This is a genomic window from Acidilobus aceticus (assembly GCF_055392325.1).
In genome coordinates, this window is record NZ_AP042407.1 from 520,260 (window position 1) to 542,027 (window position 21,768).

Sequence of the window (21,768 nt, forward strand, 5' to 3'; positions counted from 1 at the left end):
AAAGATCGCAGCTCCTTTCCTTTCAATGGACCTATAATTAGCGCCTATGGTGCGGGGGGTGGGCTTCGAACCCACGCAGGCCTACGCCAACGGGTCTTGGGCCCGCCCCCTTTGGCCAGGCTCGGGCACCCCCGCACCATAAGAAGCTGTAAGTGTGAGTGGAAATAAGGCCTTACTCTGGACAGAGGCTCGCTAAGCTGGCCCACAGTTTAGGCCTCTATCTTAACTACCATAGTTTGTTGTGCGTTGGGGCCCGCGGCTACCGGGCTTTGGGTGGTCGTCGAAGGCTGAGGCTGTACAGCTTTCTGAACCTCGCCCTCGCTGGCCAGTTGCACTACCTTATCCAGCTTGTCCAACAGGTCCTTGGCAGCCTTCTTTTCCTCGCTTAGGCTGTCCTGAAGCTTCCTGAGGTGGTTCATGCTCTGCGTGTAGCCTCTCTCGCTTATCTCCCCGCTGAAGTAGGAGATCCCTATAGTTGCTATGGCCCTGGCAACTTTGAGGCTTTCGTCATCTATCTCACCTATTCTTGAGTTTACGACCTTCTTGACCTCGTCAGCCTTTAGTTTGAGCGCCTTTATCTCATCTTCAAGCTTTCTCTTCATGGGCTCTACTACTACAGCTGGAAGGTCGTTCCTGCTACTTATGTTCTCGATGGCCTTTCTCCTCTTGTAGGCCCTGTCAAGATTCTCTATCACCTGCAGTATCTCAAACTTCCACTCAGGAGTCACCGTTACCTTGTCGTCACTAACCTTAACTCTCTCGCCCTCTATGACATCAAGTGACAGGTCCTCGGACTTAACTATTATAGACGACACCTTGCCGTCTATGTCGCTCTCCACAGCTATGAGCGTGCCGAGGCTCCTGCCGAAGTCATCAAACACTTCAGAACCTATGAACTTAGAGATCTCGTCAACCTTAATTGCGGGCATTCGCTGCACCAATGGGTCCTAGCTGGGCCGTATATAAAACGCAGAAGCCCGCTTAACTTTGGCTGTCCCCCTTTAAGCCTATGTAGTCAAAGGCGCGTCTGGAGCAAATCCCGGTGATAAGAAGTGAGCGGGATAGAGAGCTGGCCCAAGAGGTGGAGCGAGGAGCCGAAGAGGGACACGATAGCTGAGAAGGTTAAGAACTTCATATCTCCACCCCCGCCCCTGAAGAGGCAGATAATGATAGCGAGCTACAGGGTAGCCACGCAGATGAACAAGCTGGACTACACTCTCAGCAAGCTGCAGGCTTACGACAGGCAGCTCTTTGAGAAGGTGGTCAACAGCCTCACTGAGGGCGACAGGAGCAGGGCTGCCATGTATGCCAACGAGGTCGCAGAGGTAAGGAGAATGACTAAGGTAATAATGACCGTCAGGTACGCTCTCGAGAAGGTCAAGCTGAGGCTTGACACGACGCTGATAATGGGTGACGTTAACGCCGACCTGGCGCCTGCAATAGTAGCGCTGAAGCAGGTGGCCGGGTACCTCAGAGGCACCATGCCTGACGTGTTCACCGACCTGATGGACATAGACGAGGAGCTGCAGACAGCAGTAACGCAGTACACAAGCGGAGCTGTGCCAATGCTTGACAACGAGTTCGTGACCGAGGAGGCGCAGAAGATACTGAAGGAGGCAAGCATAGTCGCAGAGCAGAGGATGAAGCAGGAGTTCCCAGAGCTGCCCTCCGTGGAGGGAGCCCCAACCTCTACGGGCCAGCAGGGGAGCGCAACGGCCGGGGCCTCAAAGTGAGGCCCCACCGGCCTCAGTTTCACAAGGTTATTTTAATTACACCTTAAGTTTGTTAGTTATAGTTCAGTGGTTCAAATTCTTTGCAGGAGTAGCAGATATTAGGTCTTTGGTCGCATCAAATAAAGGGCAGAGCAAGGATTGAGCAGTGAGGACAATATAATAGAGACGCTCAGGAGGGCCCTGGACCTAACGCTCTACGAGGCAAAGCTTTATGTAGCTCTCCTTCAAGGGGCCAAGGACCCAAAGGAGGCGAGCGCAATAAGCGGGGTGCCGCTCCCCAGGATATACGACGTTATAAGGGTCCTTGAATCTAAGGGCATGGTTTACCGTGATCCAAGCGGCTGGTACAAGGCCATAAGTCCTCAGTCATTGGCCGCAATGAGCATTATAAGGATAGAGGAGGAAATGAGGAGAAGGGTAAAGGACGTAGAGAGCGCGGTTAAGATGCTGGAGAGGTTTGACAAAAGACTTTCATCTCCCCCAGCAACCGTGGTCAGGGGCCTTCTTAACGTGATAAGCGCTGCCGTTGATTACTTCAGAACTTCCTCAGTGGTCTATGTCACTGCAGTCTACGTGCTGGCAAATGGCGACTACCTGGGCAAGCTTGTCAGCTCCCTTGCCGCTTACGTTTCTGACGTCAGGGTTCTCGCAAGCTTTGTGCCCCAGCTTCCTCAGTCGCCTGGGGTCAAGCTGAAGGGTAACGTGGCCTCGCTATATGTTGACTCAGTGGCCTCAAAGTCATCACTGATGGTTATAGTTAAGGATCCTGCAAACGATGAACCTATGAGCCTTCTGGTCAACGACCCTGTGCAGGCCAACACTTCATTCAAAGCCCTCTCAGCTCTCTGGCAAATAGCCCAGTAAGTAGTGATTACTTGACGTATATCATTTAAATCAGCGAGTGGCTGTGCTGGTGGCGTAGCCTGTAAGCCTTAATACCCTAGCTTGTGAGAAACCTGAATATGGTATAATGGGAGAAAAGCAGTGCCTGCGCTGCTGCCAATCTACGAGCGAATGTGTCCTAACTGCGGCAGGGAGATAACAGCCGACCGACTTGAGAAGGGGCTTCCCTGCGCTGTTTGCCTCCCAAGGGAGCCTAAGAGCGGCGATATACTTGAGATAGGGCTTGAGTTAGCGAAGGAGGGCAAGTTAAAGGGCTATTCATCGCTATATCTCATGGAGAAGAGCTTTCGCGATTTCTCTAAGTTCTTTGAGGAGAAATACGGTTTCAAGCTATCCAGCGCGCAGAGGAGTTGGGCCAGGAGGCTCCTCTCAGAGGAAAGCTTCTCCATAGTGGCGCCGACGGGCGTCGGAAAGACTACCCTCCTGATGGCCTACGCCGCCTTCAAGGTAATGCAGGAGGGCTACAAAGTAATGTATCTTGTCCCCACGGAGAACTTGGTGGCGCAGACGGCCGGAAGGCTCGCATCAATGTTAGGGGACAAGGTGGCCTTTTACTATAGCAGCCTTCCGAAGGCCCAAAGGAGCCAAATGCTGGATAAAATAACTAGAGGGGACTATTCCGTTGTAGTCATAACTCCAGGTTTCATGGTGAAGAACTTCGACATGCTTAAGAAGCAGTCACCGTTTAACCTAATGATAGTGGACGACGTTGACAGCCTGCTGCGGAACAGCAAGAATATAGACAGGGCCCTGATACTCATAGGGTTTGACGAGGATTCCATAGCTACGGCATTTAAGATAGTCCAGGAGAAGCTTGAGCTGGTAACTTTAGAGGCCTCCGGGAGGAGCGAGGAAAGAATTAGGCAGCTCCAGAGCGATATAAGTTCTCTGTCGCTTAAGCTTAGCGAGAAGGTCCTCGAAGGCCCTAAAGGTCAGCTGGTAATAGCGTCGGCCACTGGAAGGCCCAGGGGAGTGAAGCACCTCATATTTAGGGAGCTGCTAGGCTTTGAAATAGGCGGCGGCACCGACTACCTCAGAAACGTTGTGGACACCTTTCTCATAACAGCCTCACCGGTGGACTCGGTAGTAAGCTTAGCTAAGAAACTTGGGAAGGGAGGCCTGATATTTATCTCTCAAGCTTATGGGAAAGCTTACGTTAAGGAGCTTATGGACAAGCTCGCAGGAGCTGGGGTCAAGGCCGTTCAGGCTATAAGTAACTCCAGGAGGGCTGTGGAAAAGCTCTCGTCAGGGGAGGTTGACGTAGCTATAGGCCTCGCGAGCAGGTACGGCGCGCTGGTCAGAGGTATTGACCTGCCCGAGGTTATCCGTTACGCGATATTCCTTGGGACGCCTGCAATAAAGGTAGAACTTAAGACGGCCCTTCTCTCGCCTAGAAGGCTTCTCAGGGCCCTAATATTTCTTGAGGAAAAAGATAGCAGCTTCAAGGAGTATAGGGAAAAGCTGGAGAACCTGCTCAAGAACTTTAATGTTGAGAGCAACATCCTGTCGGCCGCCATTAGGGGTGAAATAGAGGCCAAGGGGAGGCTCGAGGTGTTGAGGGAGCTTGTCCTAGAAGCCTCAGCCAAGGCTGTTCAGGCGCTCAGCAACATGATTGTCAAAGACGGGCAAGTTCTGAGGATAGGCACAATGGTGCTCAGGAGGGAGGGCCCATCAATATGGCTTTACTCACCTGACGCGCCGTCGTATTTGCAGGCGAGCGGCAGGACCAGCAGGCTCTACCATGGGACTATGACCAAGGGGCTCTCTGTCATAGTTGACAATATGAAAGAGCTCGTAGATGCTATGGAGGACAGGCTCAGGTGGATGAGCCAGGCGACCTTCGTAGAATTCAACAGCGTAAACCTTGAGGATGTGACGCGTGAGATAGAGGCCAGCAGGTCTGAGAAAGGGGAGAGAAAGCAGGTTAACATAGTGACCGAGCTCATAGTCGTGGAGTCGCCCACTAAGGCAAAGACCATTGCCAACTTCTGGGGCAGGCCAGCGAAGAGGTCCGAGGGAAGGGTTAGCATATATGAAACCACCGTTGTTGACCAAGAGACGGGAACGGTGCACCTGATAACTATAACGGCGTCGAAGGGCCACATTTATGACCTCGTAATAGAGGGAAGCGATGAGGTTGGCAACAGCCTCTTCGGGGTCAGGTTTAACAACGCCATACAGCCCGTCTACACTACAATAAAGAGGTGCCTCAGCTGCGGCTATCAGTTTACTGAGAACGTTGATAGGTGTCCAAGGTGTGGCTCAACTGCAATAATAGACTCCAAGGGCATCGCTGATACCCTGAGAAAGCTCGCGACGCAGGTCGACAGGGTAATCATAATGACCGATCCTGACAGGGAGGGGGAGAAGATAGCGTGGGACCTCTACCTTACGATGAGGCCATATAACCAGAACATTTACAGGAGCGCATTCCATGAGGTGACGCCGAGGGCCTTTATGGAGGCCCTGAGGCTTCCGGGCTCCATAGACGTAAATCTAGTGAACGCTCAGATGGCGAGGAGGATAGACGACAGGTGGATAGGCTTTGTGACAAGCCAGTACCTCTGGCTTAAGATGAACAAGAACTGGCTGGGTGCTGGAAGAGTTCAGACCCCGGTCCTGGGCTGGATAATAGACAGGTATAATGAGTACAAGGAGGTCATGGGCTACAAGGTCAGGGGCCTGCTTCCCTCTGGGACCCCAGTTATATTCTACACGAAATCAAGTGAGGAGGCGGAGGAGGCGTCAAAGCTCAACGTAGCGGTCGCTGTTACCGAGAAAGTGTGGACCGAGGACGTAAATCCAATGCCCCCATACACCACGGACGAGATGATATTTGACGCCTCGGCTAAGCTTGGCTACTCCGCAGAGCTTACAATGAAGCTGGCCCAGGACCTCTTCTACTCAGGCCTCATAACGTATCACAGGACGGACTCGACAAGGATTTCAGAGGCGGGCATGGCGGTCGCGAAGCAGTACCTCGAATCCCATGGTCTTGCCCAGTACTACAAGCCGAGAAGCTGGGGCGCTGGGGGAGCTCACGAGGCCATAAGGCCCACGAGGCCCCTGAACGCTGAGGAGGTCGAGAGGGCAATCCTTGACAGCTCCCTGAGGGTTCCCATGGCGCTCTCGGGCGCTCATTATAGGCTGTACCAGCTGATATTTGAGAGATTCATGGCAAGCCAGATGGCCCCTGCGACGCTTGAGAAGGCGTCAGTAACGCTGAGGCTGGGGAACCTTACTCAGTCTATGGAGGTGGTTATAGCAGTGGTAAAGGAGGGCTTCACGGCTATAATGCGTCCAAAGCTTGAGACTTGGGTCCTCAGGGAGACCAACAAGGAGTATGAGGTTCCCTTAACTAACGTGGTAATGTTTAAGGGAAGCCTCATTCAGCCTTACAGGAGCGGCGACCTAGTTATGCTGATGAAGAAGAAGAACATAGGGAGGCCGAGCACGTATGCAAAGGTAATAGAGGCAAACCTAAGACATGGATACGCGGTTGAGACTAAGAAGCTGAAGTTCCTAATACCAACGCGCCTCGGGATAGAGGTCTACAGGTTGCTCAGCAGCTCACCCTTCAGTGATATGTTGAATGAGGAGGCTTCAAGGAGGCTTGAGGAAAGCTTAGATGCCATAGAGTCCGGGTCTCAGGATGCCGGGAGCTTCATAATGAGCGTTAGGGAGGAGCTCTTCAGGAAGCTCAGTGAGGCTAACCTAAGGCTCAGGTGATGTAACTCCGCGGAGCATATTTAGCAGCCTTTCATACTCGCCATCCTTCATATGCCAGTACATTTCCTCCTGGGGGAACCTGTTGTTCTCTACGTCGTCCTTATATGACTTGATGGCAGAGGCTATGATATCCTTAAGGTTCACGTATTTTTTGGCAAACGGCGGTGGCGCATCGGAGAGCCCCAGCACATCATGAATTACCAGCACTTGTCCGTCACAGAAGGGGCCTGAGCCTATACATATCGTGGGCACCTTGACCCTCTTAGTGACCTCCGCGGCGACCTCGGACGCCGTGTACTCTATTACAATTGAGAACGCGCCGGCCTCTGCTATGGCTTCTGCGTCCTCAATGATTTCCTTGGCCTCCTCCGCGGTCTTGCCCATGAGCCTGTAACCTCCCAGGAGCTTGTGCTTTTGGGGAGTCAGACCAACATGACCCATGACTGGGATGCCGGCGCGGGTCAAAGCCTTAACTACGTCAGTATACTCCGAGCCTCCTTCAATCTTGACTGCGTCCGCGCCAACCCTGAGGAACTCGCCGGCGTTTCTTACGGCCTCGTTAACGTTAGCCTCATAACTAAGGAAAGGCATGTCGGCCACCAGGAGCGACTTAGGCTGAGCCCTCGACACCGCTGCGGTGTGCCTTAACATGTCGTTCATGTCAACCTGTAAGGTTGAGGGGTTACCAAGAACGGTCATCGAGAGGGAGTCTCCGACCAATATTATATCAACGCCTACCTCGTCGACAATCTTTGCAGTAGGGTAGTCGTAAGCTGTTATCATCACTATAGGCTTCTTGCCCTTGAGGTTTACAATCTTACGCACGGTGACCTTCTCCCTTTCAGCCACCTCGAGGCCACCTCCACCGCCCTGTACACAGAGAGGTTCGCTACAGCGCGTACCTGTAAGCTTACTGAGGCGTTCCAGACAGCCAAGTTAATATACTTAAGTTCCGTCTCCCTGTTGGCGGCCAGGTCCTGAACTGTTGAGCTGCAGTTGTCAGCGGTCTCCCTGGCAGTCCTGTAGGTAGCCTCGACGGGGTCCTCGGGGAGCTTTATGCCAAGTTGAGACGCCACATTGCCCGTTTCCGCCGCAAGGTCCGCCGCGAGATCTCTGGCTATCTCATCTTTAATTATCACCTCGTTCTTATCCCAGGACAGCGCTGTGACAGGATTTATGGCGCTGTTGACGGCCAGCTTAAGCCACCTCTCCGACTGAAAATCCTCAGGGGTCGTAACTATCGCATCAAGGCCGCCGGCTTTCAAAGCCTCGGAGAGGTCCCTCAATAGCGTCTCATCGCAGCCCCTGCGGCATCCAAGTATTACCTTTCTGCCCCCATTGTACTTGGACCTACACCTGGACACCCTTGTAGCTCCATAATAGACTACGGAGCCTGCGGCCCTGCTCCCAGCCCTCTCCTCAAGAAGTTCGAGCGGGCCGAGGCCATTATGAGGTGAGACGTAAAGTTTAGCATTAAGTTTGACAGAATCTTCTATGGCACCATCAGCGTCATATGCCTTGGTGAACAGGATAACAACGTCGTAGGGTCCCTTTGCCGAGCTCCAGCCGCATACCGTCAGACGCCCTTTCCAAAGGCCCTCAACTTCTACCTCCTCGTCACTGCAGCCTTTCTTGCCTCTATCTATTATCTCAACGCTGGCGCCCCCCTTGACGAGGGCCGCCGCGGCAACAGAGCCTGCGGCGCCGCATCCGCCAACTATGGCGACCCTGAGCAAAGCCCCTCTGGCTAGTTCTGCCGCTGAGTCCCTAAAGTGCTATGCTCCCAGGATGCCCCCTGAAGAAGGTGTAAGGCCAAGGGGCGCAGTTAAGCTAAAAAGCCAGTAAGTCCGTAGTGGCTTTGGGAAATACCATGGAGAGCAGGAGCAGAATAAACGTAACCTCAAGCAGCTCAGCCGAGGACTACGCCCTACAGGCCATACTGGAATTTAACAAGGGGTTTAAACAGGTAGAGCTTTATGCTGACAGCGACGATGCCTGTAAGCTGGTGGATGTCTACTTAATAATGAAGCAGAGGATGGGCGAGGCCCTCAGGGTCGTTTCCGCAGATGTCGGCTCTTCAAGGCCAAGGGGAAGGAACGCTGGCTACCTGAGTATAATAATTGAAAGGCTGGCCTAATGAGCGGTAGCTTATGTCGCGGAGGAACATTTTTAAAGAGAGAGTGTTAGGTAGGCTTTTGGGTGTAAGGCAAGATGAGCGTTCAGTTCGCCACGCTAGGCGACCTAAAGAAGGGCAATTACATAGTAATTGATGGGGAGCCATGCAGGATAGTTGAGATCACAAAGGCAAAGACTGGGAAGCACGGCAGCGCAAAGGCTCACGTGGTTGCAATAGGCCTGTTCAGCGGCACTAAGAAGACAATGGTCGCACCTACCGACACCCAGGTCCAGGTTCCAATAATTGAGAAGAGGAACGGGCAGGTCCTCGCTGACCTGGGTGACTCGATCCAGCTTATGGATCTCGAGACCTATGATACTATAGAGGTGGAGAAGCCCAAGGACGACCCTGAGCTGCTAGAAAGGCTTAAGCCAGGGGCTCAGATAGAATATTGGCTAATAATGGGGAAGCCTAAGATTATGAGAACAAGGCCCGAAGAGGGCTGACGCCCTTAATACGAAAAGTCCTTTCATAACGTCATCGTTAGGCAGTCGCATCTAGTAGTTTTAGCAGCAGAGTCAATAAAGTTAATTAATGACGTGAATTAGGTTAACTAACGATATTAAGGGGCCGTTCAAAGTAAGATTTAAGGTAAGACGAAACACAGCTATTAATAAAGAAAAGAAAAGAGGAAAGGGAAAGTTACTGCGTCTCCCCCTTAAGCTCGTCCCCCACAAGCTCCTTATACCGGTTTCTTACCGTGACCTCAGTGACGCCAGCCACGTGAGCTATCTCCTTCTGGGTCCTCCTTAGGCCGTTCTTCAGCGCTGCGAGGTAGACAGCCGCCGCGGCTAGGCCGCTTGGATCTTTGCCGGCGGTAACCCCCTTGTTTCTGGCCTCCCTTAGTATCTTGGCAGCCTCGATGGTTATATAGTCTGGCAAGCCAAGGGCGCTCACTATCCTACTTATGAACAGCTCTGGCTCTATGACAGGTATGTCAACGCCCAGGTCCCTCACAAGCAACCTATAGCACCTGGCTACCTCCCTCTTGGTGTCAGCGCTCTTGCTGGGCAGGTTCTTGGCTATGTCGTCTATGGTACAAGGTATCTTTAGCTTACGGCAGGCAGCATACAGAGTGGCCGCGACCACGCTCTCTATGCTCCTGCCCCTGGTGAGGCCCTTCTCGGTGGCGTCCCTGTAGAGCTTAGAGGCCTCCTCCTTAACCCTGTCCGGGAGCTCCATCCTGGTGGCTATCTCGTCGAGTATCTTGAGGGCCTGGTTTATGTTCTTCTCAATGCCGCTTAGGGTCCTTCCCATCTTAAAGCTACGCTGCAGCCTTAGGTTCTCTATCCTCCTTGAGAGCCCTCTTATCCTCTTGCCACTTCCCTCGTGGAACCCGCTCAGGTAAACGTCAAGGCCCATGTTTGGCTTGGCAAGGGAGAGCGGGCCTCCGACCCTTGTTCTCCTGGCCCTTTCGTCGGGCGTATAGGCCCTCCACTCGGCCTCGTCACCTATAACCTGCTCCTCTATAATCTCGCCAGTGTCAAGGCAGATCCTGGCGCCGGTGTTAGGGTCATAAATTATGTGGTCAGGGGGGCACTTAGAGGACTTCTGAGCAGCTGTCTCGGAGTCCTTTTTAGGCTGTTCAGCGTTAGACACGCCCTGACCCCCCAAATACTTGCATCTATTTAGTCAGGAGAGCAAAGCTTATAAGCTCAGATGCTTGCCGTGATGCCATGGCCTCCAGAGCTGATGTAATGCATAAATAGCAGTAAATGTTTATAAGCACTTAATCTGCTGCTCGGCGCTACAGTTTAGGGAAAGGCCGCAGTGCAGCTAGCAGATTGGCGTTCTCTGGCCAGAATAATAAAAAGGTCTGACGGCATACTTGAGGTCCTAGACGCAAGGGACCCCTTGGGCACGCGAAGCCCCAGAGTTGAGGAGATGGCGAGGGCCTTTAATAAGAAGGTCTTGCTAGTGATTAACAAGTCTGATCTGATACCTAGGTCTGTGGCTAGGGCATGGTTGGAGTACTTCAGCTCCCACAATGTTAGCGCGGTTTTGATCTCAAGCCTCAAAGGCTATGGTAAGGGAGTCCTGAAGGCTGAGCTCAAAAAGATGTCCCAGGCCGGCGTCTCGACATTCTGCGTAGTGGGTTACCCCAAGACCGGCAAGTCCAGCTTGATAAACATGTTAAAGGGCTACAAAAGCGCGCCCGTGAGCAAGGTGCCAGGAAGCTGGGGGTATACCAAGAGCTACACCATCTACAGGGTTGCCAGTGACATATACATCATAGATACCCCGGGCACTATACCTGTCGAGGGGGATGAGCTGGAGTCCGTGATCAGGGGCAAGAGCCCTGAGGAGCTCTACGACCCAGTAAAGCCTGCGATGTTTTTGCTCGAGAGGGCCATGAAGTATAACCCTAACTCAGTCGTTGAGGCTTATGGAATAGTTGAGAGGGACCCCTACAAGATACTTGAGGAGCTGGCGGCGAAGAGGATGTGGATATATAAGAGCACCCATGAGCCTAACGTGGAGGAGGCCGCCAGGGCCGTCATAAGGGACTACCACAGGGGCAAGCTCTGGTTCTTCGTGCCTCCGCCTTAGCTCAGCTTCACGTACTTCTCAAGCTCTGGTATGACAAAGTCAAGGCCCAGCCTGTGAAGGGTCGCCTTGGTGGGAACGCCGTTGTAGTCCCAGCCCCTCAGCTCATAGTAGTAGTTTAACAGCTGGTTATACTTGTCATAGTCCAAGTGCATGCCGCTCAGCGGCCCCTTGGTCAGGGGCCTCTTAAACCACTTGACGGGCGGCATGTCGTAGTCCCTGCTCCAGCTGCCCTTCTCCCTTATCCAGATGGCCCTTATCAGTGCATACACGCGGTCGCCTATAGCGTAGAGGTCGTCCCATGTATACTTGACGCCGGTGGAGTAGTAGAGCAGCAGCGGGTAGTGCTCTATGTTAAGCCCTACTTCAACCCACGGCAGCCTGCAGGTGGTGAAGCTCTCAAAGAGTCCGCCCCTTATCCTCTGCAGCTCTATAACCTTGGCGGCCTTCTCCTTGCTGTACGCAAACCTGTCGTTCTGGACTTCCCAGCTTATGACCCAGGCGTCCTTGTGATGAGCCCCTATGGGGCTCGTCGCGAAGGCGAGTGCCATGCCCGGGGCCGCGTGGCAATCGTAAGCGCTCACACCAAGCCCCTTGACGTCCATTGAGAAGTCACAGCCTCCGACCTTTCTGCACGCGCCAGAGCTGGCCTCAGCGAGTAGGTCTCCCAGGGGCGTCGACCTGTTAGCTATCTGGTACGCCACGTCCGCGAGCGTCTTAGCGTCGCCCCACTCAAGCCTCAGCCCGCCGTCGTAGTCCTTTAGGAGCCCTGCCTGGCTGGCCTCTATGGCCCAGCTCAGGGTAGTTCCGAGGCTCTCCGTGTCATAGCCCATCTGGTCCCCTATCCTGTTGAGGTAAGCAGCGTCCGCCAGGTGATCAATGCCCAGGTTGCTCCCCAGAAGCGCTACGTTTTCATAGTCAAGCTCGCTCTTGACTCCGGCCCTGTCAAGCACTACGTTGCCGCACTGCATGTTACAGTTAGGGCAGCCCCTCTGCTCCACCTTCATGCTCTCCATGGTGTAGCCGTCTATCCCCTTAAAGCCGTCAAAGACCCCCTCATCAAAGTTGTAGGTGGGGAGCACGCTGGTCTCCTGGGCCCAGTCTATGGTGGCCATTGTGCCCTGGCGCATCCAGAACGGGTATCCAGGCCTGTTCTTTATCTCTATGAGGGCCTTAGTAGCTTCAGCCATGTACTCCTTGCTGTCATAAAGCTCATACTTCTCGCTTCCCCTCATGACTACAGCCTTGATCTTCTTAGAGCCCATGACGGCGCCTATTCCCGGCCTTCCGCCGCTCCTGCCCTCCTGGCTTATAATAGTTGCAAATTTCACTAGGCGCTCGCCCGCGGGGCCTATCTCAACGATGCCAGCAAAGCGACCGTAGCGCTTCCTCAGCCTCTCCTCGGCGGTCCAGGTGTCAAGTCCCCACAGGTCGTCGGCTGGCTCAAAGTTGACCTTAGTGTTCTCTATTTCAACAACAACCGGTTTGTCGGAGACCCCGCTGAAGACCACGGCGTCAAGGCCTGCTTTCCTCATCTCGTTAGAGAACGTGGTCCCAACGTTGCCGTCCCCATAGCCTCCTGTCAGGGGGCTTTTGGCCGCCACCTGAAGCTTGCCCGTGCTGGGCCCCGGAAGGCCCGTGAGGGGCCCTATTGCAAGGATCAGAAGGTTGTCAGGCCCCAGGGGATCGGCCCCCGGCTTCATGTACTCCCAGAGGATTCTTGCCGCAAGCCCCCTGCCTCCAAGGTACATCAGGGACCATTCGGCAGGATACTCGACGACCTTCGACTCCTTCCTTGTTAGGTCAATCCACAGCAGCCTGCCACTCCATCCCTTCATTGAGGGTTACCTCACCTATATTCACATGTGAAAATTAATATAGTTATCTTCATTAGCGCTATGAAGGTGCTGCAGGTGGTAATAAAGGGGGGAGAAGTCCTATATTAAGTTAAGGGCTACCTAACGTGAGGGTCCTTATGCATTAAAATAATAGGCCTGGAGGCCTTTCTCGCACAGAGGTGCGGAAAGTGTCGTCCAGGCAAGATATAACAGACTTCCTGCGTAACCTAGATAGATGGGTAGTTATGCAGCAGAGCATACTTCAGACCTTCAAGGAGAACGAAAAGAGGATATCGCAGGCTGACAGGCTTGAGCTTATAGTCAACACTAGGCTTGCATTCAGCCACATGATGAGAACTATAAAGGCCTTTGACGACTGGCTCCAGGACCCCTTCATAACTACGAACGCGCCCAGAGACCTCCTTGTTGACGTGTGGGAGAGAACTGTGAAGATACTTGAGGAGCTCCTGGAGCTTGACATAGAGCACACCTCGAGCATGAGGAACACCCTTGACAACTACTTTAAAATGGGTCAACTGAACCCCATACTCACTAGGCTGAGGGAGATAGGATCGACCCTTGGTGGCGAGCAGGAGAGAGGGCGGGGAGAGATAGGGGGCACGACAATATCATTCTAAGGCCCCTACTCGCTCAACCTTTTTAAACCAGCCTAAGTCGCTCATAGGTTGGGTGATGCTAAGTGTCAGAGCAGCCAAGGAGACAGGAGCAGGCTAGGAAAGCCCAGGGAGCCAAGGGTTCAAGGCAGCAGGCCAGGGCCCAGGCAGCGGCGCCCGCTCTTGACGTCACGCCAGAGCTCATAAACAGGGCTAAGAGGGACATAGCCAAGATGGGCTACGTGACGCCGGCAAAGCTAGCGCCTATGCTTAACGTGAAGCTGTCGGTGGCCAGGAAGATACTTAAGAGGCTAATTGCTGACGGCTCCGTAGATGTCCGCGCAAAGAACAGGAGAATTATAGTCGCCGTGCCCAAGTCATCCTCTTCATCCTCTTAGAGGTCGCAGGTCGGGCATCCTCCAGCGTACTCTTCGCTAACAGCTGAAAGCGCTGAGCCCTCAACATTTATAACGCCAGGCACCATTTTGGCCTTAACCCTTATCCTCAGATTTGGCGGCTCCCTGATGAGGGCATCGATATTTTGATTTACGCTCATCACCTGGACTCCCTTGCTTTGGTCCCTGAACACTGTTATGCCCTTACACTTAAGCCGCCATGCCTCTATGAAGACGCCCTTCACATCATCCACGGTGGCGTCCCTTCTCATGTTGACCGTCTTGCTGACAGCGTTGTCAACCCATCTCTGAAAGACCGCCTGCATCCTGACGTGCCACCTCCAGTCTATATCAAGCGCCGTGCCGAGAACTGCCTGGACGTCGCTTGGAACCCAGCTCAGTCCCCTGACGGACCCTCCATGCCTTATAACGTCCTTAATCTTTTCCGCGTTAAGGTTGTTGCTCTCCTGAAGCCAGTCCCTCAGGAACCTGTTAAGCTCAACCCATGAGAAGAGGGAGCTCTGTCTGATGTATATGAGTGAGTAAAACGGCTCTATGCTGCTGCTGGCGTCAGCTATTATGCTTATGCTTCCCGTAGGTGCAATTGTAGTCATAGTCGCATTCCTCGTGCCCTCCATCATCTCAGACCTGACCCTGTCCCAGTCAAGCTTAGGCCTTGAGTTTACTATCGAGTGAACGGCGTCAGAGACCTTGGACTCATCATAAATCTGTGAGCTGCTGACCTGTGGCTCAAAGTTGAACCTTCCATCCTTGTGTATGCTTCCTGGAAACTCAGGGTAGGGCCCCCTCTCCCTTGAAAGCCTGTTGCTTTCATCCCTGGCGACGTAGGCTATGAACTCCATAAGCTTATCAGCGAGGTATAGCGCTGAGTCGCTGTCATAGGGTATCTTTAGTTTAGCCAGCATGTCGGCCCAGCCCATAACTCCAAGCCCTATTTTCCTGGTGCGTTTGACCGCCGCCTCTATTTCGGGCCGCGGGTACCAGGAAGTTTCTATTACGTCGTCCAGGAACCTAACCGCAATTCTTATATCGTGCTCAAGCAGCTCCCAGTCTATGCCCTCATCCTTAACGTAACGTCCGAGGTTAAGTGAGCCTAAGTTACAGGCCTCCCAGCTCAGTAGCGGGGTCTCCCCGCAGGGGTTTGTAGCCCTTATCCTACCAAGCCTTGGAGTCGGGTTGTGCTGATTTATTGTGTCAAGGAACACCAGGCCTGGGTCGCCGGTCTCCCACGCGGCCCTCGCAGCCTCTTCAAGCAGGGAGCTGGCCCTAACGGTCCTCCTGGGGCTGCACCTTCTCCAGAGGTCGGGAAGGTCGCCGCTGAGGAGGCCCACGAGCTGGGGGCACTCATTTGGGTCATAAAGGTTCCACTCGCTGTCGCTCGCGGCTGCCATCATGAAGGCGTCGTGGACTCCTACGCTTATATTGAAGTTCTCCAGGCCGCCCGACAGCTTTGAGTTTATGAAGTCCTCTAAATCTACATGAACATCGTGAAGTACCCCCATCATGGCAGCCCTTCTTCTACCTCCTTCCTTGATTACGTCGGCGACCTCGTCAAAGAGCTTCATGAAACTGACGGGCCCGCTGGCGGTGCCCCCAAACGACAAGGGCGATCCTCTTCCCCTGAGGGGAGTGAAGTCAAAGCCTGCGCCCGCGCCCGTCTTGAAGACCCAGGCGGCGGTGTTAAGCGCCGAAAAGATGGAGTCCATGTCGTCCTCCAGGGGTATCACGAAGCACGCCGCCAGTTGATGATACTTAGTTCCAGAGTTCATTATAGTGGGGCTGTTTGGCATGAACCTGCCTGACGACATAATTTCGTAGAACTCCTGCCTAGCAGCGTCAAGGGAGCCCCCGAGGCTAAGCTCGGCCTCGGCCACGAAGGAGGCTACCCTCTCAAGCGCCTCGTTGGGCGTCTCAACCACGAAACCTTTGCGCTTGACAAGGTACCTCTCATAAAGTAAGTTCAGGCCAACCCACGTTGCCCAGGACTCTATGCCCTCAAGCTTGCCGGGCGCCTCCGAGCCCTTCTCCTCATATATCTTGTAAAGGATCAGCCTCCTTGCTGCCTCCTCCCACCTCGGATCCAGAAGGCTCCATGACGCGAAGGTGCTGAGGGCCTTAGTGAAGAGCTCCTGCGGGCTGCTGGCCTGGAGCCTCAGTAGCTCGAACTCTATTTGAGATGGGTCGAGGCCAGCGTCTCGCGAGGCATGCTTAGCCCACGCTATAACCTTAGTTCTTGTCAGCTCTCTCATAGTTACCCTGCTCTATATTGTAGGGGAAAACTAAATAGTTAGCCTCATTAACTCAAATCAAAAGGTTAAGCTGTGGGATTTCTTACGATAGATACCTAATAAAAGCCGCTGCTCGACAATGTATACATGAGGGAGCCAAATGTACGATTACATAGTGGTGGGCTCTGGCATAACTGGGCTTGCGACCGCTTACCACATAAAGCTGATGAGCCCTGACTCCTCGGTAATAGTCATTGATAAGGAGGACTCAGTAGGAGCGGGGGACACCTCTAAGAGCGCGGCGGCCTTCAGGGCGGCGTTCACAAATAAGGTAAACTTAATGTTAGCCAAGGGCAGCATAACGTTCTATGAGAGGGTTCAAAACGAGGGCTTTAGCCTAGGAATGCTGAGGGTGGGCTATCTGTTTGCAGTCGACGCTACCTCTGACAGCATAGTAAGGCAGGGGGTCAGGGCGGCGGAGTCCCTGGGAGTCGACGTTGATGAACTTCAGCCGGAAATACTTAGCAAGACTCTGCTCATGAGGACAGAAGTCGGCGGAAGCGAGGAGTCCAAAATAGTTGGAGCTGGCGACATAGTCAGGGGGTACCTGTTTAAGTACGCGGGCGTTCTGGACGCTGAGAAGCTGGTAGATTACTACTACAGCAAGCTTAGGTCCATGGGCGTAGAGTTTCAGCTCGGAGTCCCGGTGAAGGAGTTCGTGGTTTCCCCCGCGAAGCCTCTTGGCATAGAGGGTGAGCCGTTCCCGTGGGAGGAGGCCAGGGTCAGCGGCGTCAGGCTAGAGGATGGAAGGGTTCTGGAGGCTAAAAGGAAGATCATAGCAGCCATGGGCGTCTGGGCCAACGACCTCCTGAACCCCATAGGAATAGACACATACAGCAGACCTAAGAAGCGGCAGATCTTCGTAGTAAAGGCCGACACGCAGGAGCTGAGGTCCATGCTTTACGCGGAGGGCCTTAACAGCGAGAAGGTGATGCCGTTTACAGTGTTGCCAAAGGGGGCCTACATAAGGCCCAACCCCACGGAGAGCACGTTCTGGATCGGGATGGCTGACGAGCTTGGCAGGCCCTTCGCCAGGGATGAAAACCCAACGGCCGAAGAGAGGTACTACACTTACGGAATCCTGCCAGTGTTAAGCCTTTACTTCCCCCAGCTTGGCCTTAAGTACCCCGAGGCCTCCTGGGCTGGGCACTATGACATAAGCTTTGACGGGCTGCCTGTAATATATGAGCCTTACTCAAGCGGCCTGGTGGTGGTGGCGGGGACCAGCGGCAGCGGCATAATGAAGGGTGACTCCATAGGCAGGGTGGCGGCGGCCCTCGCACTGGACATGGATGAAGTAGAGCTCGGTGACGGCACCAGCTTCAAGGTCTCCCTGCTGGGCCTGGAGGGCAGGGGAGCGGAGAGGGAGCTGCTGATACTATGAGGGTGCTCCTAGTAGTTACAGGTGACGCATCTAAGTTTAAGGATGTTATAATGAGAAGGGTCCCTCATTACATTAAAGTCGACTTCTTGGAGGTCAGGGACCTCCTTTTCCTAGATCCTGAGGCGCTGAGGGCTACGATAATTCAGAGCGCGGGAACGGACTACGATTACATAATAATTCCCGGGAGCTATCCTTGGAGCGCCAGGCTGGTTGGAGCTAATGTATATAAGGGTCCTGAGGGTCTGGGGCTCCTAGCTCAGATGTTGGAGAAGGGAGACCTTGATCTCAGCAGGGACCTCAGCTTTGAAAAGTATAGGCCTGACCTGGTGAACTCCATGGCCAGGGAAGCCTTAGAAAGCCTCAGAAATTATGAGCTTATTCCTCTTAGGCCGCCCCCTGTGAGAGTTCTATCAGAGGTAGTGATCAAGGGCTCTGAGAACATTGAGGACATAGCGGGCACGGCTAAGACCTTGGCTGCTGATGGAGCCGATGTAATAGTGTTGGCGCCCATTACTGCAAAGGCCGAAGGCATGCTTAAGGACATCCTGGCGGCGATGAGCGACTTGAAGATCGCGCTAGGCCTTGACGCAAGAGCTGAGATTTTGAGCAGGTTTTCCTCAGATTTTGAAGTGCTTCTGAGCCTTAGGCCGTGGCAGCTCAGGGACCTTTCATGGGCCAGCGGCAAGTACCTCGTGATAACCGCGAGCAGTAACGATGAAATAAACCTCGCGAGAAGCTATGTGGAGCATTTAGTTAGCGAGGGCGTTAGACCAATTTTAGACCCAGTTATAAGGCCCCCTCTGGTGCCAGGCCTCTGGGGCTCGCTCCAGAGGCTTGCTGCGATCAGGGAACTTAACGCGCCTATAATGATAGGGCTCAGCAATGCAGTAGAACTCATGGATGCCGACACGGCGGGCTCAGCGGCAATGCTGACTTTCATCTCTGCAGAACTTGGAGCCTCAGCGCTCCTCGTGGAGGAGGCGAGCTTCAAGGCTAGGGGGCTGACGGCCGAGGCCAGGGCCGCAGCGGATATGGCGTCGCTCTCGCTCATGTGGCTAAAGCCGCCCAAGGACGTCGGCGTAAGCCTGCTGAGCTCTAAACTTAAACATGGAATAATCAAGGATGAAAATTTTGAGATCAGGCTTTTGGGTAGGGATAAGATAGAAGTAAAGCTGGGCAGTAAAACCCTTACGCTAAGTTGCAGGGACAGGTGCCCGCCTAAGTCTCTTGGAGCTGCGGATCCCTCCCTTATAATAGCAGTGTACAGGGCCTGTCTGCCCTGGTCATCCAGGTGGGACTGTTAAACTATAGCTTGAATCTTGGAGGCCACTTGAAGAGCGCTACAGGAGGCCCGCGAGGGCCTCCTTGAGCTTACTTAAGGAGCTCACAGGGTAGGTGGCGACGCTTAGACACCTTATACATATAGGTGTCAGTGAGGCGTAGCCTCTCTTGACAACGTCCACGTCGCTTCCTTCTTCCCCTCCAGAGTAAGCTACGCTTAGGTCATCAGTTCTCCAGCCGAGCACGTGGTAGGTGTTCCCGTCCTCACCGTTGTAGATCTCTATGTTAGCTATGTTGGCTATGGGCGCTATGGTTATCCCTTTGGGCTCTCCCCTGGGGAAGTTAAGGTTTATGATGTCTACATCCGTGAGCTCATAAATTACGTCTACGAGCCTTGCAACTATATCAGCTGTAATCATAGATGCCGTCCTGAGCCCTCTTAGATCCTTCTCATCCCTGAGGCCGCGTAGCACTGCATAGCTAGAGGCCACGGCCTTGACGCCTAGCAGGGAAGCCTCGATGGTCGCCCCTATTGTGCCGCTCGTGAAGAAGTCCACAAGGCCCATGTTAGGGCCAATGTTTATCCCTGAGACAACCATTACTGGCCTCGAGGGCAACAGAGCCTTTATTCCTATGGCCACGGCGTCCGCGGGCCTTCCATCTATGGCCCACGCCTCCCTAGCTCCTTCAAGTTTGCGTTTCTCGACTTTCACAGTGAAGGAGTTAGATTTACTGGCGCCGCTCACCTGTGAGGCCGGCGCTACAACATAGACCTCTAGTCCTCTTGAGGCTAGCTCCTCCACCAGGTATCTCAGCCCCGCACTGTCTATGCCATCGTCATTGGTCACTAGCAGGCTCTGCATTTCTTCCACGCTCCAGGGCTTGCGAAGCGTCAGATGTGTGATGCACGGAAGATAAAAGCGTTAACATTAGGCACTACAACAAGGTTCGGCTAGCCCTCCATGACAGAAAACATGTAATTAAGCTGCCTCTCCACGGAAGCCTTGTTACACTCAGGCTTTGCGTCAAACAGCCTTAGCTCATTCAGCAGCTGGCTCTTCTCGTTGTCGCTGGTGTACATTTCGACGTAGGCGAATGCAACGCTGTTCTCCTTCTCCTGGTGGCTGAGGAGCCTCTTTACCAGGTCTCCGAGCACGGCATCAATGAGGCTAACGTCGCCGGTCTCCCAGGCGGCCTTAAGTTTATCTGTGAGCGCCCTGATAGCGTTATGATCCTCCTCTAGCTCAAGCTCCAGCGACTTAATATCGTCGCCTAGGGCCCTCAGCTTAGGAAACACGTAAAGCTCTTCCTTTGCGAAGTGGCACGAAATTACGAAGTCCCTGAGAAAGCTAAGCTGCGATGAGATGAAGTCCTCGTCTAAGCCTATGCCCGACTCCACTCTTGTCCTAGTCCACTCGAGGACCGTCGTGAACCGCTCTATTAGTACGTGTTCTTCCTGAAGGCCTAAAGTGACGGCCTCCACTCGAAATCCCATTTAGACGTTACCCGCCTGTGGCGTTTTTAAGTTAGGACCATGGTTAGTAAATCTTAAAAGGCGAGGTTAGGACTCTAAGCTTTTACTTGTAAACAAGCGAGGCCATCTGTGGAGACCCATATTGAAAGCCACGTTAGTGCTGGCAGACGTTCATTACCCTCACACTGACTTGAAGCTCTTAAGGTGGTCGCTGGAGGAGGAGCACGACTCAGTGGTTCTGCTGGGGGACTCTGTCGACTTAGCAGCGTCTCTGCCAGAGCTCCTGAGGTTAGTTGGCAACGAGGGGTCTGTACCCGTCACGCTGGTGAGAGGAGATAATGAAGAGGCGCTAGGAATAGGGGGTGTAGACTTCTACTCAGCGCTCGGAGGAAGAGTGCTCATGGTTCATGGACATCAAGGTAACGTGGCCAATGAGAGCTTTACAAAGTTCGCCGCAAGGCTTGCCGCTAGGGTCAGTAGGAGGCTCGTCCTGAGCGTTTATGCAATGAGGCTGCACAGGCCCGGGGTTTTTGTTGTCGCTGGGCATGCCCATGCTCTGTGGTACTCACGTGCTTTCAGGGTAGCTATCGTTGGTTCACTGTCCACTAAGAGCAGTTCGAGGCCATTCAACGAGCAGGGCTATGCGATCTTAAGCGGGGAAAGCCTGACCCTTAAGGTCGACCCCGACGATCTGGTGGTCTCCATAAAGGTCTGAAGGCGTGGAGAATCGAAAAAGCTAGTGGTGCGCGGTCAAACCTTACTCCTGGACTACTATCCTCTTGACGAGCTGGCACTTCTTGGCGAGTTGAAGCATGGGTATCCCCTTTGGGACGACTAGCTCATTAACAACCTTAATGGACCTCACCTTTGAATTTATTGTGTCCCAGTCTACATCGGGCGAGAACACCAGCCTCTTGATGTTTGAGAAAACAACAGGTTTATCAAGAGCCAGTAGGTCGTTCTTGCTTACTGTAAGTTCGTCTATGTCACTTATGAGGTCAAAGTCACCAACCACGCTAACCATAGTCTTTATAGCGGCTGACTGGGCGGCCTTAAGTTTCTCGGCTATCCTGGACACCTTAGATGAGGCCTTCTGAGCTGCGTCCTTAGAGGCCTCGAGAGTCACAAGTAGGTTACTCATGGCCATATTCATTAGGTCTCCAACGGTGACCCCTACCTCCTTTGCGACCTTTGTAAACCTGTCGTAGAGGTCAGGGTCAAGCCCCCTTATGGTGTATACCTTCTCCCTCTGTTGAGTTTTGCCTTCTGGGGCCTCCCCCTGCTGGTTTCCTTCCGAGCTCATAATACATGTCACCTCTGTATTACAAGTATTCTATGCATGCCTAATAAACTTTGCTATATTAACTAACATTCTAAAAAGAAAG

Annotated in this window: 20 protein-coding genes and 1 tRNA gene; 11 read left to right on the plus strand and 10 right to left on the minus strand. The window is 53.4% G+C overall.

The window, feature by feature from the left end; translation table 11 throughout:
• Positions 1-47 precede the first annotated feature (47 nt).
• Positions 48-135, minus strand: a tRNA-Leu gene (locus tag ACZ5OO_RS02820).
• A 74-nt stretch (positions 136-209) separates the two neighbouring features.
• Positions 210-929: a CdvA-like protein gene (locus ACZ5OO_RS02825; protein ID WP_013267156.1), complete on the minus strand. Its 720-nt coding sequence runs from the start codon at positions 927-929 to the stop codon at positions 210-212.
• Positions 930-1,052: 123 nt separating this feature from the next.
• Here ACZ5OO_RS02825 and ACZ5OO_RS02830 point away from each other — a divergent pair, with 123 nt between their 5' ends.
• The 3 genes from ACZ5OO_RS02830 to rgy all read left to right on the plus strand — a co-directional run bounded on the left by ACZ5OO_RS02830 (position 1,053) and on the right by rgy (position 6,365).
• Positions 1,053-1,733 (plus strand): Snf7 family protein, encoded by a 681-nt coding sequence (locus tag ACZ5OO_RS02830; RefSeq protein ID WP_013267157.1) that lies wholly within the window; start codon positions 1,053-1,055, stop codon positions 1,731-1,733.
• Positions 1,734-1,871: 138 nt separating this feature from the next.
• Positions 1,872-2,597, plus strand: coding sequence for a TrmB family transcriptional regulator (locus ACZ5OO_RS02835; protein ID WP_013267158.1), 726 nt, complete (start codon positions 1,872-1,874; stop codon positions 2,595-2,597).
• Between the two features lie 120 nt (positions 2,598-2,717).
• Positions 2,718-6,365, plus strand: a complete 3,648-nt coding sequence (rgy, locus tag ACZ5OO_RS02840) for a reverse gyrase (protein WP_464078421.1) — start codon at positions 2,718-2,720, stop codon at positions 6,363-6,365.
• Here the strand turns inward: rgy and panB are convergent.
• Together panB and ACZ5OO_RS02850 are read right to left on the minus strand one after the other, a co-directional pair.
• Positions 6,351-7,214, minus strand: coding sequence for a 3-methyl-2-oxobutanoate hydroxymethyltransferase (panB, locus tag ACZ5OO_RS02845; protein ID WP_013267160.1), 864 nt, complete (start codon positions 7,212-7,214; stop codon positions 6,351-6,353). The genes rgy and panB overlap by 15 nt on opposite strands.
• A complete protein-coding gene (locus ACZ5OO_RS02850; protein WP_464078422.1) occupies positions 7,175-8,101 on the minus strand; it encodes a ketopantoate reductase family protein in 927 nt (308 codons plus the stop codon). The genes panB and ACZ5OO_RS02850 overlap by 40 nt, the downstream gene beginning before the upstream one ends.
• A gap of 134 nt (positions 8,102-8,235) precedes the next feature.
• Between ACZ5OO_RS02850 and ACZ5OO_RS02855 the strand changes: the two genes are divergently transcribed.
• Complete coding sequence (locus tag ACZ5OO_RS02855) at positions 8,236-8,502, plus strand: ribonuclease P subunit p25 family protein (RefSeq protein ID WP_013267162.1); 267 nt, start codon at positions 8,236-8,238, stop codon at positions 8,500-8,502.
• Between the two features lie 74 nt (positions 8,503-8,576).
• The gene (locus ACZ5OO_RS02860) at positions 8,577-8,987 is read left to right on the plus strand and encodes a translation initiation factor IF-5A (protein WP_013267163.1); all 411 of its coding nucleotides are present in this window, start codon (positions 8,577-8,579) and stop codon (positions 8,985-8,987) included.
• 196 nt (positions 8,988-9,183) lie between these two features.
• Here the strand turns inward: ACZ5OO_RS02860 and ACZ5OO_RS02865 are convergent, their stop codons facing one another.
• Positions 9,184-10,155: a transcription initiation factor IIB gene (locus tag ACZ5OO_RS02865; protein ID WP_464078423.1), complete on the minus strand. Its 972-nt coding sequence runs from the start codon at positions 10,153-10,155 to the stop codon at positions 9,184-9,186.
• A gap of 156 nt (positions 10,156-10,311) precedes the next feature.
• On the opposite strand from ACZ5OO_RS02865, the gene ACZ5OO_RS02870 reads away from it, so the two are divergent.
• Positions 10,312-11,091 (plus strand): YlqF/YawG family GTPase, encoded by a 780-nt coding sequence (locus tag ACZ5OO_RS02870; protein ID WP_013267165.1) that lies wholly within the window; start codon positions 10,312-10,314, stop codon positions 11,089-11,091.
• Here the strand turns inward: ACZ5OO_RS02870 and ACZ5OO_RS02875 are convergent.
• On the minus strand, positions 11,088-12,926 hold the full coding sequence (locus ACZ5OO_RS02875; RefSeq protein WP_013267166.1) for an aldehyde ferredoxin oxidoreductase family protein: 1,839 nt from the start codon (positions 12,924-12,926) through the stop codon (positions 11,088-11,090). The genes ACZ5OO_RS02870 and ACZ5OO_RS02875 overlap by 4 nt on opposite strands.
• A gap of 188 nt (positions 12,927-13,114) precedes the next feature.
• Here ACZ5OO_RS02875 and ACZ5OO_RS02880 point away from each other — a divergent pair, with 188 nt between their 5' ends.
• Entirely contained in the window at positions 13,115-13,564 is a 450-nt protein-coding gene (locus ACZ5OO_RS02880; protein WP_083774091.1) for a DUF2153 family protein, read from the plus strand.
• A 62-nt stretch (positions 13,565-13,626) separates the two neighbouring features.
• Positions 13,627-13,938: a hypothetical protein gene (locus ACZ5OO_RS02885; protein ID WP_013267168.1), complete on the plus strand. Its 312-nt coding sequence runs from the start codon at positions 13,627-13,629 to the stop codon at positions 13,936-13,938.
• On the opposite strand, the gene ACZ5OO_RS02890 is transcribed toward ACZ5OO_RS02885, so the two are convergent.
• Entirely contained in the window at positions 13,935-16,205 is a 2,271-nt protein-coding gene (locus ACZ5OO_RS02890; RefSeq protein ID WP_464078424.1) for an adenosylcobalamin-dependent ribonucleoside-diphosphate reductase, read from the minus strand. The genes ACZ5OO_RS02885 and ACZ5OO_RS02890 overlap by 4 nt on opposite strands.
• Positions 16,206-16,344: 139 nt before the next feature.
• Between ACZ5OO_RS02890 and ACZ5OO_RS02895 the strand changes: the two genes are divergently transcribed.
• Positions 16,345-17,628, plus strand: a complete 1,284-nt coding sequence (locus ACZ5OO_RS02895) for an NAD(P)/FAD-dependent oxidoreductase (protein WP_464078425.1) — start codon at positions 16,345-16,347, stop codon at positions 17,626-17,628.
• Entirely contained in the window at positions 17,625-18,932 is a 1,308-nt protein-coding gene (locus ACZ5OO_RS02900; RefSeq protein ID WP_013267171.1) for a dihydropteroate synthase, read from the plus strand. Before ACZ5OO_RS02895 ends, ACZ5OO_RS02900 begins: the two co-directional genes overlap by 4 nt.
• Before the next feature lie 36 nt (positions 18,933-18,968).
• On the opposite strand, the gene surE is transcribed toward ACZ5OO_RS02900, so the two are convergent.
• Together surE and ACZ5OO_RS02910 are read right to left on the minus strand one after the other, a co-directional pair.
• The gene (surE, locus tag ACZ5OO_RS02905) at positions 18,969-19,772 is read right to left on the minus strand and encodes a 5'/3'-nucleotidase SurE (protein WP_013267172.1); all 804 of its coding nucleotides are present in this window, start codon (positions 19,770-19,772) and stop codon (positions 18,969-18,971) included.
• Between the two features lie 89 nt (positions 19,773-19,861).
• A complete protein-coding gene (locus ACZ5OO_RS02910) occupies positions 19,862-20,404 on the minus strand; it encodes a hemerythrin domain-containing protein (protein WP_083774093.1) in 543 nt (180 codons plus the stop codon).
• 169 nt (positions 20,405-20,573) lie between these two features.
• On the opposite strand from ACZ5OO_RS02910, the gene ACZ5OO_RS02915 reads away from it, so the two are divergent.
• Positions 20,574-21,098: a metallophosphoesterase family protein gene (locus tag ACZ5OO_RS02915; protein ID WP_464078426.1), complete on the plus strand. Its 525-nt coding sequence runs from the start codon at positions 20,574-20,576 to the stop codon at positions 21,096-21,098.
• A 42-nt stretch (positions 21,099-21,140) separates the two neighbouring features.
• On the opposite strand, the gene ACZ5OO_RS02920 is transcribed toward ACZ5OO_RS02915, so the two are convergent.
• Complete coding sequence (locus tag ACZ5OO_RS02920; protein WP_013267175.1) at positions 21,141-21,686, minus strand: hypothetical protein; 546 nt, start codon at positions 21,684-21,686, stop codon at positions 21,141-21,143.
• Between the last annotated feature and the right edge of the window lie 82 nt (positions 21,687-21,768).

What these genes read in the sequence shown, in the direction of transcription:
- ACZ5OO_RS02875 (WP_013267166.1), bottom strand. Translation starts at nt 12,926, where the DNA reads ATGAAGGGATGGAGTGGCAGGCTGCTGTGGATTGACCTAACAAGGAAG.
- ACZ5OO_RS02920 (WP_013267175.1), bottom strand. Translation starts at nt 21,686, where the DNA reads ATGAGCTCGGAAGGAAACCAGCAGGGGGAGGCCCCAGAAGGCAAAACT.
- ACZ5OO_RS02825 (WP_013267156.1), bottom strand. Translation starts at nt 929, where the DNA reads ATGCCCGCAATTAAGGTTGACGAGATCTCTAAGTTCATAGGTTCTGAA.
- ACZ5OO_RS02900 (WP_013267171.1), top strand. Translation starts at nt 17,625, where the DNA reads ATGAGGGTGCTCCTAGTAGTTACAGGTGACGCATCTAAGTTTAAGGAT.
- ACZ5OO_RS02860 (WP_013267163.1), top strand. Translation starts at nt 8,577, where the DNA reads ATGAGCGTTCAGTTCGCCACGCTAGGCGACCTAAAGAAGGGCAATTAC.
- ACZ5OO_RS02890 (WP_464078424.1), bottom strand. Translation starts at nt 16,205, where the DNA reads ATGAGAGAGCTGACAAGAACTAAGGTTATAGCGTGGGCTAAGCATGCC.
- surE (WP_013267172.1), bottom strand. Translation starts at nt 19,772, where the DNA reads ATGCAGAGCCTGCTAGTGACCAATGACGATGGCATAGACAGTGCGGGG.
- ACZ5OO_RS02910 (WP_083774093.1), bottom strand. Translation starts at nt 20,404, where the DNA reads ATGGGATTTCGAGTGGAGGCCGTCACTTTAGGCCTTCAGGAAGAACAC.
- ACZ5OO_RS02895 (WP_464078425.1), top strand. Translation starts at nt 16,345, where the DNA reads ATGTACGATTACATAGTGGTGGGCTCTGGCATAACTGGGCTTGCGACC.
- ACZ5OO_RS02855 (WP_013267162.1), top strand. Translation starts at nt 8,236, where the DNA reads ATGGAGAGCAGGAGCAGAATAAACGTAACCTCAAGCAGCTCAGCCGAG.